Here is a 12,005-nt window from a genome sequence, read left to right as displayed (position 1 = left end):
CAATTATTTCCCACATATTGACCTGCACTGTCCTGTGCAATAAACCCAAGTCTGCAAAATAAAATTCTTGCAACTTTCATAAAAATAACCTTATCTTAGTCGCAACTTTAGGGGTGTCTGCTCGTGCAGGCTGAGATTTTACCCTTAGAACCTGATCCGGATCATACTGGCGTAGGGAAAAGTGAGCTGTCTACAAGGTGCATTGCTGCGCCTTTGTGTAGCCATTCCTAAAGTTTTACCAAAAAAAATTAAGGAATGGAACTTACAATAAACCATCAAATTCGATTTTTCGATCCCGCACTTACGTCACTAGAAGGCTTGTTACTTTTGGAATTATCTGGCAAAACCCAGGGCGTGGCTGTAGCCATCAACAACCAAGTCATCCCCAAAAAGGACTGGGGTACGACAACACTTAAACCTTATGATCAGATTATCTTAATCACTGCATCTCAAGGCGGATAGCCATTCCCAAAAAAATCAACCGAGTAATTCACCCAATACAGAAAAAAATGACAGCTGAAAAAATTACGCAATCGCCCTTTCCAAATGCAAAGAAAATTTTTGTATCCGGAAAACTATTTCCTATTCAAGTCGCTATGCGTCAAATCTCCTTGAGTCCAACCAAATTAACGAATGGAGAAGTAGAAATTAATCCCCCGGTAACAGTCTATGATACTTCTGGACCATATACGGATGACACCGTCCATATCGATATCCGGAAAGGCCTCCCTCGCCTTCGCGATCAGTGGATCTTAGATCGTCAGGATGTCATACAGCTGGCTAACATCAGCTCTGAATATGGACAAAAACGCCTTTCTGATCCAACGTTGGATGAACTCCGATTTGCCTATAGTCATAAACCAAAAGTAGCCTCTGCCGGCAGGAATGTCACCCAATTACATTATGCAAAGCAAGGCATCATTACGCCTGAAATGGAGTACGTTGCTATCCGTGAAAACCAACGTATCGAGCAGCTCACGGCCAGTACCCCCGGAATGGATCATCAGCATAAAGGACAGAACTTTGGTGCCAGAACACATGATAAAGTAATTACACCAGAATTTGTCCGTGAGGAAATCGCTGCCGGAAGAGCAATCATCCCCAATAATATCAATCACCCTGAAAGTGAACCCATGATTATCGGGCGCAACTTTCTTGTTAAAATTAATGCCAATATTGGCAATAGCGCTGTAAGTTCAAGTATAGAGGAAGAAGTTGAGAAAGCGGTATGGGCCTGTCGATGGGGAGCCGATACCATCATGGACCTATCCACTGGCAAAAATATTCACGAAACCCGCGAATGGATTATCCGTAACTCGCCCGTTCCAATCGGTACAGTACCGATCTATCAGGCGCTCGAAAAAGTGAAGGGAGTGGCCGAGGACCTTACCTGGGAAATATTCAAAGATACCTTGATTGAACAGGCCGAACAGGGTGTTTCGTACTTTACTATACACGCCGGCGTACTGCTTCGTTATATCCATCTCACGGCATCTCGAGTAACGGGCATTGTCTCCAGAGGAGGGTCTATCATGGCCAAATGGTGTCTTTTCCACCACAAAGAGAACTTTCTTTATACTCATTTTGAGGAGATCTGTGAGATCATGAAGCGATATGATGTTGCTTTTTCACTTGGCGATGGTCTCCGTCCAGGTGCCATTGCGGACGCCAACGATGCGGCTCAATTTGCTGAGCTCGAAACACTGGGCGAACTCACCAAGGTCGCCTGGAAACACGATGTTCAGGTGATGATCGAAGGTCCGGGTCATGTTCCTATGCAATTGATCAAAGAGAATATGGACAAGCAATTGGCCTGTTGTGACGAAGCTCCATTTTATACCTTGGGTCCCTTAACAACTGATATTGCTCCAGGTTATGACCATATCACATCAGCCATTGGAGCTGCGATGATCGGTTGGTATGGATGTGCGATGCTTTGCTATGTGACGCCCAAAGAACATTTGGGCTTACCAAATAAAAAAGATGTCAAAGACGGTGTAATCACCTATAAACTAGCTGCCCATGCGGCCGATTTAGCCAAAGGACATCCAGGTGCACAATACCGTGATAATGCCTTGAGTAAAGCGAGATTTGAATTTAGATGGGAAGATCAATTCAACCTTTCCCTGGATCCAGATACCGCACGTGAATATCATGACGAAACGTTACCGGCAGATGCGGCCAAAGTGGCTCACTTCTGCTCCATGTGCGGTCCCAAATTTTGCTCGATGAAAATTACACAGGAAATCAGAGATAGTGCCGCACAAGGAATGCTGGAAAAATCGCAGGAATTCATCGCACAAGGAAAAGAGATCTATTTATGATCATCGCTTTGACAGCAGCAGAAACGATCCCTTCTGAAAAAGGGATTATAAATGCTTTGTTCAAAGAAGGACTTGATATCCTGCATTTGCGCAAGTATCATTTTACGGACCTACAAATGTCCAGGTACGTTGAATCTATAGATTCAACGTACCTGGACAGATTGGTCCTACATTCCCACCCTCACCTATCGGCTGAGCTCGGAATCGCACGTATTCATATGAACGAAAAGAATAGAAAGGATAGATCTACAAATCAAATGCTGTCTACAGCAATCTGTTCGACATCTGTGCATGATATCGATCAATTCAATAACCTTGATGAATGTTGGGCCTATGCTTTTCTAAGTCCATTATTTCCAAGCATCTCAAAAGTGGGGTATGGAGTGTATAATGCAAGGTTGGATCAGCTCCCGTCACGCTCCAACTTTACTGTTGGTCTCATCGGTCTTGGAGGGATAAACCAAGGCAACTGTCTTATCCCGATGCAGCAAGGTGCAGATGGAATTGCCTTATATGGTACTTTATGGAAGCACCCTGATCCCGTTCAAAATTTTATAGCATGCAAACAAAAACTATGGAAAAACTCCAATATATATCGCAGGGACAAACATTAACTGAACAAAAAAATAACATACTGAAAGCGCTGGATGCGGGGGCCAAATGGATACAGATCAGATGGAAGGACGCCGATGAAAAGAGCCGCTACCTGCTTGCAGAACAGATCAAGCAAACCTGTTCCGAATTTGGTGCCAGCTGTATTATCAATGACCATCCTTTGCTTGCAGCGGCTGTAGATGCTGATGGAGTGCACTTGGGACTGGATGACTGCAGCGTCACAGCTGCCCGGAACATATTGGGGGCAGGAAAAATAATCGGCGGTACTGCCAATAGCTTTGCGGATGTAAAACAAAGAATAAGTGAACATTGTGACTATATTGGACTCGGACCATTCAACTATACCACAACAAAACAAAAACTAAGTCCCCTATTGGGGATTGCAGGATATGAAAACATCATCCGACAAGTCCACCTAGAAGACTTGCCCCCTATTCCAATATTCGCAATTGGCGGTATAAGCCAACTTGAAGATATCCAACAGCTATTAGAAATTGGAGTTTACGGTGTAGCACTCTCCGGAATCGTAACCAAGACTCCAAACATTGTTTCATCCATCAATAAAATTTTATTATGAACAACCTACATATAGCCGATCGCGTATTTGAATCCAGATTATTTCTGGGTACGGGCAAATTCGGTAATCTCACAGAAATGAGCGATGCCATTGTGGCTTCGGCCTCCCAATTGGTCACCGTTGCCCTCAAACGAATCGACCAGACCAGCTCAGACGACAGTCTCATCAGTGCACTCGACCTGGCGGCAATCGATTTGCTTCCCAATACTTCGGGAGCACGAACTGCTGAAGAAGCTGTGCTCGCAGCCCAACTTGCACGGGAGGCACTGGAAACCAACTGGGTAAAGCTGGAAATTCATCCCGACCCTCGTTATTTACTGCCCGATCCTATTGAAACCCTGCGTGCAACTGAATCGCTGGCCAAACTGGGTTTCATTGTCATGCCCTATATTCACGCAGATCCAGTACTTTGTAAAAGATTGGAAAATGCAGGTACTGCAGTTGTTATGCCTTTAGGTGCTCCTATTGGTAGTAATAAAGGGCTTCGCACACTAGACTTTCTCGAAATTATTATTGAGGAGAGTAATGTCCCTGTGGTTGTAGATGCTGGGATCGGAGCTCCATCCGATGCCGCCAAAGCCATGGAAATCGGAGCCGATGCAGTCTTGGTCAATACGGCAATTGCGGTCTCCAATAATCCGATACGTATGGCCGAAGCATTCAAAGAGGCTGTTATTGCGGGACGAAAGGCTTATGAGGCCGGTTTAGGAAAGATCGGATCAAAAGCAATCGGTTCGAGTCCCTTAACTTCATTTTTATTTGATTGATGATTCTCTTATGACAGATTTCAAAACGATTCTCGATGAATACTCCTGGAATGACGTCCACACGCAGATTTATGACGCTACCAATCAGGATGTACAACATGCGTTAGAAAAAGACCATTTAACACTCGCTGACTTTAGGGCACTCATCTCACCGGCTGCAGCACCGTATCTAGAACAAATGGCACAAAAAACACAACAAATCACGCAACGTCGCTTCGGTAAAACCATACAGCTCTATGCCCCTCTTTACCTGAGTAATGAGTGCCAAAATATCTGTACATATTGCGGTTTTAGCATGGACAATAAAATTAAACGCAAAACACTTAACAACACAGAACTATTACTGGAGGCAATGGCACTCAAAACCATGGGAATCAACCACATTTTACTCGTTAGCGGAGAAGCCAACAAAACGGTCGAGATCAATTATTTCCTAAACGCTATTCGGCTTTTAAAACCTCATTTTTCACAGATATCCATTGAGGTACAGCCGCTGGAAGAATCCGAGTACCGACTACTACAGGCCGCAGGGGTTTATGCAATTTTGGTCTATCAGGAAACCTACCATCGGGAAGTTTACAAACAATATCATCCGAAAGGAAAGAAGTCCAATTTTGACTATCGTTTGGATACGCCTGACCGTATAGGCCGGGCCGGAATCCATAAAATCGGACTGGGGGTATTACTTGGGCTAGAGGACTGGCGGGTGGACAGCTTTTTCACCGCGGCACACATTTCCTACTTGCAAAAACAATATTGGCAGACACGCTATTCCATTTCCTTTCCGCGCTTACGACCAGCCGCGGGTTCTGTTGAGCCAAATTTTCATTTGGCAGATCGTGATCTGCTGCAGTTGATCTGCGCATATCGTCTGTGGAATGAAAATTTGGAAATCTCTATTTCTACCCGAGAGAACGAAACCTTCAGAGATCATATCATACCTATTGGCGTAACCACAATGAGTGCCGCTTCAAAAACCAATCCGGGAGGCTATGTTGTCGATCCCCAAGCTTTGGAACAATTTGAAGTAAGTGATGAAAGAGATATGGAAACAATAAAAAATCAAATCCGAAAAATGGGCTATTCTCCAGTGATGAAAGACTGGGAAAGCAATTACGCGGGTATTGTACGTTAAATACATGAAAAAAGATAACATTTTTGATCGCTATAGCAGACAGATTTTTATCGAAGAGATTGGCGTTGCCGGACAACGGAAGATTATGGATGCCAAGGTATTGGTCGTTGGTGCAGGCGGACTCGGGAGTCCTGTCGTTCAATATTTAGCCGCGGCCGGTATAGGCAAACTTGGCCTGATTGATTTTGACCAGGTTGAAATCCACAATCTAAATAGACAGATCATTCATTCCGAAGATAATATAAACCAAGCAAAAACAGAAAGTGCCGCAGCCTATATACGACAGCACAATAGCACAATTGATTTTGAACCCTTTCAGGTAAAAATAGATGCTGACAACGCGCTAGCAATGCTCGCTCCCTATCATATCATTGTCGATTGCTGTGATAACTTTACGACACGCTACCTGCTTAATCATACGTGCCTACAACTCGATAAACCTTTGGTATACGGTAGCATCTATGGTTTTGAAGGGCAGCTGGCTGTCTTTAACTATCAGGGTAGTAAAAACCTATTAGATATCTTTCCAACGCCCCCCGATCCGGAGCAGGTTCCAAATTGCGATAAAAATGGGGTGCTGGGCCCCTTGCCCGGTATTATCGGCAGCATGATGGCGATGCAGGTACTTAAAATAGTAACCGGATTACCCGTAGATAGCAACCAGTTAACGGTTGTTGACACATTCCATTGGCGTTTTTCAAAACTTTCATTCTAACGATCATTTCGGAATGCATTCCGAAATGATCGTTAGAATGCTTTAAAAGAGTTCAAAAATTTATTTTAAAACAACTAGCGACAAACAAAATTTCCTAATTTTAGTTTATATATTAGCAAGCTTAAATGTCAAATTTACGATCTGGAATGAAAAAAGTAATTTATCCATTACTCTCCCTCTCTTTATTACCCTTATTTTCTGTCGCGCAAGAGACGAAACTCACCGCTGATGATCTATTTGTAAAAGCGCGAAAAGTAGCTTTTGATTCAAAAGATTATCCGCAAGCCATTCAATTATCTAAACAGGCCCTACTTCAAGCACCAGATTACACGGATATTAGCATTTTTCTCGGACGTCTTTATACCTGGTCGGATAAAATTGATTCGGCACGAACCATTTTTACAGAACTGGATAAAAAGAATACAAGTGATGAAGATTTCTTTTTAGCCTACGCCTCATTGGAATATTGGAATGATCAGACCGACAGAGCGATTGCAATTATAGACAAAGGGCTTAGCATACATCCGCGGTCTCAGGATTTACTTCTTTTAAAAGGTAAAATAAGTTATGGCAATGATCATTATGAGGCAGCCGAAAAGGCAATTAATAATTTATTGGCAATTAATCCCAAAAATACGGAAGCAAGAGCGCTGGCAAAAAATATTGAAGAATATACGGCTAAAAATGCAATCGGTCTGACGTATAATTTCGTCTATTTTGACAAACAGTTTGATCATAATTGGCACATTGTTGGATTAAGTTATAAACGGGCAACACCAATAGGATCAGTTATTTTCAGAACGAACTATGCGAATAAATTTGCAGAAAATGGCGTCCAATTTGAGATGGAGGCTTACCCACGTATTTCAAAGATATTTTACTTATATGTCGGTGCTGGATATTCCAATAATGTGGGGATTTTTGCGAAATATAGAACTGGTGTGTCTCTCTATGCCAATCTTCCGAACAGCTTTGAGGGGGAAATCGGATATCGTCAGCTTTATTTTAGTGACAACATCTGGATGTACACGGCTTCAGTCGGAAAATATTACCAAAACTTTTGGTTCAATCTGAGGACTTACCTTACACCGGGCGAAAAGAATATTTCCCAATCCTATACCGGAACAGTCCGCTATTATACAAAAGGAGCAAATGATTACTTCGGATTTAGTGCCGGAACGGGTCTGAGCCCCGAGGAAAACCGAAATAATCTATTGGACAACGCTTCCTATAAATTAAAAACATTCAAAGTAGGTGCCGAGTATAATTTCTCCGTTAAGCAAAGTAACTTATTTTCAATTTCGGGCACCTATTATAACCAAGAATTCAGGCCGAAAGAGCGAGGAAATCAATTGGACATCATCCTTGGTTATATTCGAAAATTCTAGTTCTTCTCTGTTCGATTAAAGTAATTTGTATAAACACTATCCGGAAGAAGTCGCTTTTGCGTATAAAAAAGTTTGTTCTTGCGCTTAAATAATTCAAAGCGCTTGGACAATTCTTCTTTCGCATTATCAGCAGCGGCATCTTCATTGAGCACACCATCCAGTTTATACAGTTGTCCATCGGAAAGATGGTAACTGCCTTTCACAAAATCAATCAATTGATTTTTACTCTGCATCATGGCTATACCATCTCCCTGTGTCGAAGCCCCCTTATCGAGCCCTTCACCGATCCATGTAACTTGGCTAGGAGTTTTAAGCCCAAAATTTTCACGATAGTAGGCCAATATAGTAGGCGCGACATCAAAATGGCTAACAAAATTATGAAAAGTCTTTGGCCCTTTTAAAAGTGGTGAATAAATCAACAAGGGAACATGAAAACGATCGATTTTGCTTTGCAATGGTATCTCAGGCATCGCGTGGTCTCCAGTTATGACAAAAATAGTATTCGCAAAATCTAGTCTCTTTTTATATTCTTTAAAGAACTGCTCCATCGCATCATCCAAATTCAGTACCGAAACAAGTTGGGTACGGTTCTCCAAAGCCCACTTTTTTTGTTCCGGTGTAAGGTTCAATGTTGCTATACGTTGATCAAACAATTGCTCATAATGAGCCGCATTATTAATCAAAAACGGATTGTGGGTTGATAGCGTCAAAAGCACATGGAAATAAGGGTGTTCCTGTACTTTCTGTACTTCAAGAAGTTTGCTAAAGACAGCCTGATCTTCATATCCCCAGCTCTCCCCTCCCTTTTCGGGCAATTTTTTATAAGGAGGTCCGAATGCCGCTTGGTCCATGAGCATATCTATTTTATTATAATCCATGAACTTTTTCATGAAATCGAAATTAGAATGACCACCATAGAAAAATCCAGTATTGAATCCATTACTCTTCAGAATATTAAATAAATTGAAGTTGTCTGGCAAGGTGTCTTGTTCCAGGAATCCATGTGTCGCAAAAGGCAACGAACCTGTTATGGTCGGTAAAACGGAAAATGTCCGACCCGAGGAACTCATATTATTATCCCAATACAAAGACTGTTGCTTCAATGTACCTATAAAAGGTGTAAAGTTGCCAATATAGCCATTTTCAGCACTATAGGCATGTCCTAAACCTTCGATAACAAGAATGACCAAATTAGGTACTTTCGCCGTTTTTTGCATGTATGTCCCCAGGAAATCTTTCGTATCCTCTTTTTTCAAAAAAGGAAATTTAGTATCCAACACTTTTGCATCATCATCGTCTTTATTGAACATAGCGAACATCCCGGGGTGATCATCCACGTAATTGGATAAATTAGAATCAAAAAAATAACGCCATTTACTCCGACTTGCATTGGCTACGAATTCATCTTTTTCAGCGCTACCCCCCAAAAACGAAGCCGAGGAGATGAAAAACGATATAATCCCCAAAAATAACAGTGCAATACTAGCATAGGGCTTTTTGAATGTCTGTTTATTGGCAATCCAAAGGGGAACCCAAGAAATTACGATCAATAATAAAAGTAAAGCAATATTGGTAAAACTCAACATACCGCTAGCCTCCAAAATTTGCTTCATCTCTTCCGAACTGTAATAGAACATATCAGCTCCAAGCAAATTTCTGGATTCGCCAAAATACAGAAACAAGATGAATTGCATAACGACAATAAACGAGAACGATATAACCATAAGAAGTCTCGCCCAAAAACTGCTTATGAACTGAAGCAATAAATAGCCGATTCCCAAACAGGCCAAGGCTTGAAAGATGAACAAGACGTTATCCAAAAACAGGTATTTCCCGGCATGTGACTCCGAAAGCTGAACAAATCGACGACCGTACCACCACCATTCTACACCAACGGACAACATATACAAGGCAAAAACAACCAACATAACAGGTCCTAAGCTCTGTAACGAAAGATTTAATCGCTGACCGAGGTATTTCCAAACCGACTCATTCGCATCTTTTTGTTGAAAGCCTTGTCGTGTCATTTCTCCCCAGCCATGCTGCTTTCGAAAGTAATCAACAACCCCCTGTACCCCGGCTTTAACAACAATGGGGTGAAAGTATAAAGGTTCTAGTATCGCCGTAGTTATTAGGGTGGAAAGATCTCGTTTCTTAGAATAAACCTGATGACTAACAAGATCAACCAAGATCGCATAGATCGAATACAAAATTCCGGAAGCAATCACCAATGCAAATAGCGCAAAGAAAAATGGCCAGTTGATGATTCCCAGAATAAAAAAGATTATAAAAACAATATAGCCCGTAAATTCGACAATAGGCCCCAGGAACTCAAAGAAAAACCAATAAGGCATACTGACCATACCAAAACGGCCATATTTCGGATTGAACATGAGTTTTCGATGTTTCCATAAGGTTTCCATAGTACCCCGCATCCAACGATTACGCTGTTTACGTAATACTTCTTTTGACTCGGGTACTTCGGTCCAGCACAATGGATCAGGAATGTTAACCACCTCGTAGGCTTGCTTTTGCTCCTCCATATAGCGGCGCATACGAACAACAAGCTCCATGTCTTCTCCCACCGTATTTCGGTCATACCCCCCACAAGCCAATACGATCTCCCGGTCAAAAGCGCCAAATGCCCCGGAAATAAGAATTAAACCCGAAGCCCTTGACCAAGCCATTCGACCTAAAATAAAAGCACGGATGTACTCTAAAGCCTGCGTACGCCCCAACCATGATTTTGGAAGATTAACGTCCACGACAGAACCATTCACGACATTACAGTTATTGGCCAAACGTATAACTCCGCCACAGGCTATAACGCGTTTGTCGGTCTGTTCCAAAAATGGCTTTGCTAATTTTAAAATAGCATCCTGTTCCAAAATACAGTCTACATCAATACAGACGATATAATCTCCAGAAGAAATATTAACACCGACGTTGAGCGCATCAGCCTTACCGCCATTTTCCTTGTCAACAACAATCAGCTTCTTAAACGCCGGATTTTTGCTCTTATAGATCCCTCTTATATCCTTGGTCTCAATATTTCCCTGAACAAAAAAAGACGTGGGTTCAAGTTCATAAGAGGCGATCAATTTCAAAATTGAGTCGTCTTTACTACCATCATTGACGATGATAATTTCCAGATTATGATAATATAGCGACAATAAAGAACGTACATTTTCAACGATGGTCATCCCCTCATTGTAAGCTGGAGCAATCAGACTGAATGTAGGCGCGTTGGGGTTGGTAGCAATAATACTATAGTCCGTAAACGTATTATTATGTTTGTAACGAAACACCGCTCCATAAGCGTATAGCCCTATCCAAGTATAGATAATGAATACTGCTGCCGAATAAAGCAAAAATAACCAAACTATAATTTCGTATACGATATGGGAAAACTCTAACATTTTTTCTCTTGCAATGCGTGTTTAATAATTTGTGTAAGTTCGTCGTATGTATCTTCACGTTGTGAAATTTCACGCAGATACTGTTCTTCTCCTAGCACAACGAGTACTTCTGCGGCAGAAATTTTAATTGACACTTGACTATGATTCCAAAGTTGATCCTTCAGAAAATGCTCACTTTCTCTACTTTTGGCAATTTTCATCGCTTTAAGGATTTCTATCTGAACTTCGATTGGTTGCAGATCAAAATTTTGTATAAATTGCTGAATCGTCCCACTATTCTCAATGGCCTGCAATGTCCGTATGGCTTGTATACGAACCTTCGTAGATAGATGATCCAATAGGTTAAAAACTTCCGTATAAAAAGTCATCAATCTAAATTTTCGGATCAAGCGCAACGTAAATATGACAACAGAATCATTTGAACTCTTAAGCCAGGTATCAACGTGTAACTCTGAAAGTTCCGGTATTTCATGAATAGAAAACAATAAACGTAATTGTTGCCAGTCTGATAAGGGACGATCGAAATGATCCAAAAAACCAAGCCCCTCATACCCTTTGAAAGTTACAATTGCATATTGTGCTTCTTGATATACTGCGGTACGGGAATCATTAAGCTTGGCTGTTATCTCTGGGATTGCTGATTCGACATTCATTGCAGCAAGCTCCTGAACCCCACCGGCAACCAAATAAGCTTTTCTATGCCGAAGCTTCCGCCAAGCCTCATCCTCCAATTTAAAATCATGAAACAACCTATTGATCGATTGTTTAGCTCCACCAGAAAATTTTCTATCAGAGTCAACTAATACATCTAAAAAAAGAGCTCGAAAAGACGGTTCTTTCAAATACTCCGCAAACTCCAAATCTCGATCGCTATTCTCATCGCCACCGACAATAGTCTCCATAATTTTGTACTCGATGATCTGTCGCCACGATTGCCTATTATGAAGGATTCTATAGCTATAAAAGCTGTATCCCAGTACCGTGATAATCAACAATAGTACTAAAATCAATACGATAACAATCGCCAGAATAAGCTCATGTAGCTCGATATGGTGATGCATAATT

The 12,005-nt window shown here is 41.6% G+C and carries 10 protein-coding genes and 1 riboswitch; of the genes, 8 read left to right on the top strand and 2 right to left on the bottom strand.

What is annotated here, in order from left to right:
- Positions 1 to 99 precede the first annotated feature (99 nt).
- Positions 100 to 195: riboswitch (TPP riboswitch) on the top strand.
- Between the two features lie 60 nt (positions 196 to 255).
- From thiS to IQ31_RS03540, 8 genes are all read left to right on the top strand, one after another.
- The gene (thiS, locus tag IQ31_RS03575; protein ID WP_112376243.1) at positions 256 to 462 is read left to right on the top strand and encodes a sulfur carrier protein ThiS; all 207 of its coding nucleotides are present in this window, start codon (positions 256 to 258) and stop codon (positions 460 to 462) included.
- A gap of 47 nt (positions 463 to 509) precedes the next feature.
- A complete protein-coding gene (gene thiC / locus IQ31_RS03570; protein ID WP_145327117.1) occupies positions 510 to 2,324 on the top strand; it encodes a phosphomethylpyrimidine synthase ThiC in 1,815 nt (604 codons plus the stop codon).
- Positions 2,321 to 2,938 carry a thiamine phosphate synthase gene (locus IQ31_RS03565; protein ID WP_145327116.1) on the top strand — a complete coding sequence of 206 codons (618 nt, stop codon included), beginning with the start codon at positions 2,321 to 2,323 and terminating at the stop codon, positions 2,936 to 2,938. Before thiC ends, IQ31_RS03565 begins: the two co-directional genes overlap by 4 nt.
- Entirely contained in the window at positions 2,884 to 3,516 is a 633-nt protein-coding gene (locus IQ31_RS03560; RefSeq protein WP_244294322.1) for a thiamine phosphate synthase, read from the top strand. Before IQ31_RS03565 ends, IQ31_RS03560 begins: the two co-directional genes overlap by 55 nt.
- The gene (locus IQ31_RS03555) at positions 3,513 to 4,283 is read left to right on the top strand and encodes a thiazole synthase (protein ID WP_145327114.1); all 771 of its coding nucleotides are present in this window, start codon (positions 3,513 to 3,515) and stop codon (positions 4,281 to 4,283) included. The genes IQ31_RS03560 and IQ31_RS03555 overlap by 4 nt, the downstream gene beginning before the upstream one ends.
- Before the next feature lie 10 nt (positions 4,284 to 4,293).
- The gene (thiH, locus tag IQ31_RS03550) at positions 4,294 to 5,418 is read left to right on the top strand and encodes a 2-iminoacetate synthase ThiH (protein ID WP_088162005.1); all 1,125 of its coding nucleotides are present in this window, start codon (positions 4,294 to 4,296) and stop codon (positions 5,416 to 5,418) included.
- A 4-nt stretch (positions 5,419 to 5,422) separates the two neighbouring features.
- A complete protein-coding gene (locus tag IQ31_RS03545; RefSeq protein ID WP_088162006.1) occupies positions 5,423 to 6,133 on the top strand; it encodes a HesA/MoeB/ThiF family protein in 711 nt (236 codons plus the stop codon).
- Positions 6,134 to 6,279: 146 nt separating this feature from the next.
- Positions 6,280 to 7,521, top strand: a complete 1,242-nt coding sequence (locus IQ31_RS03540; RefSeq protein ID WP_088162007.1) for a YaiO family outer membrane beta-barrel protein — start codon at positions 6,280 to 6,282, stop codon at positions 7,519 to 7,521.
- Here the strand turns inward: IQ31_RS03540 and IQ31_RS03535 are convergent.
- Both IQ31_RS03535 and IQ31_RS03530 read right to left on the bottom strand, forming a co-directional pair.
- A complete protein-coding gene (locus IQ31_RS03535; RefSeq protein ID WP_088162008.1) occupies positions 7,518 to 10,940 on the bottom strand; it encodes a sulfatase-like hydrolase/transferase in 3,423 nt (1,140 codons plus the stop codon). The genes IQ31_RS03540 and IQ31_RS03535 overlap by 4 nt on opposite strands.
- Positions 10,934 to 12,001, bottom strand: coding sequence for a hypothetical protein (locus tag IQ31_RS03530; protein WP_145327113.1), 1,068 nt, complete (start codon positions 11,999 to 12,001; stop codon positions 10,934 to 10,936). The genes IQ31_RS03535 and IQ31_RS03530 overlap by 7 nt, the downstream gene beginning before the upstream one ends.
- Positions 12,002 to 12,005: the final 4 nt, after the last annotated feature.

The sequence above is a fragment of the Sphingobacterium siyangense genome (assembly GCF_007830445.1).
GTDB lineage: Bacteria > Bacteroidota > Bacteroidia > Sphingobacteriales > Sphingobacteriaceae > Sphingobacterium > Sphingobacterium siyangense.
Note: the sequence above shows the minus strand (reverse complement) of the source record. Positions and strands in the feature narration are given on the sequence as shown.

Coding starts and splice junctions, on each gene's coding strand:
- IQ31_RS03540 (WP_088162007.1), top strand. CDS start 6,280: ATGAAAAAAGTAATTTATCCATTACTCTCCCTCTCTTTATTACCCTTA.
- thiH (WP_088162005.1), top strand. CDS start 4,294: ATGACAGATTTCAAAACGATTCTCGATGAATACTCCTGGAATGACGTC.
- IQ31_RS03545 (WP_088162006.1), top strand. CDS start 5,423: ATGAAAAAAGATAACATTTTTGATCGCTATAGCAGACAGATTTTTATC.
- thiC (WP_145327117.1), top strand. CDS start 510: ATGACAGCTGAAAAAATTACGCAATCGCCCTTTCCAAATGCAAAGAAA.
- IQ31_RS03565 (WP_145327116.1), top strand. CDS start 2,321: ATGATCATCGCTTTGACAGCAGCAGAAACGATCCCTTCTGAAAAAGGG.
- thiS (WP_112376243.1), top strand. CDS start 256: ATGGAACTTACAATAAACCATCAAATTCGATTTTTCGATCCCGCACTT.
- IQ31_RS03530 (WP_145327113.1), bottom strand. CDS start 12,001: ATGCATCACCATATCGAGCTACATGAGCTTATTCTGGCGATTGTTATC.
- IQ31_RS03560 (WP_244294322.1), top strand. CDS start 2,884: ATGCAAACAAAAACTATGGAAAAACTCCAATATATATCGCAGGGACAA.
- IQ31_RS03535 (WP_088162008.1), bottom strand. CDS start 10,940: ATGTTAGAGTTTTCCCATATCGTATACGAAATTATAGTTTGGTTATTT.
- IQ31_RS03555 (WP_145327114.1), top strand. CDS start 3,513: ATGAACAACCTACATATAGCCGATCGCGTATTTGAATCCAGATTATTT.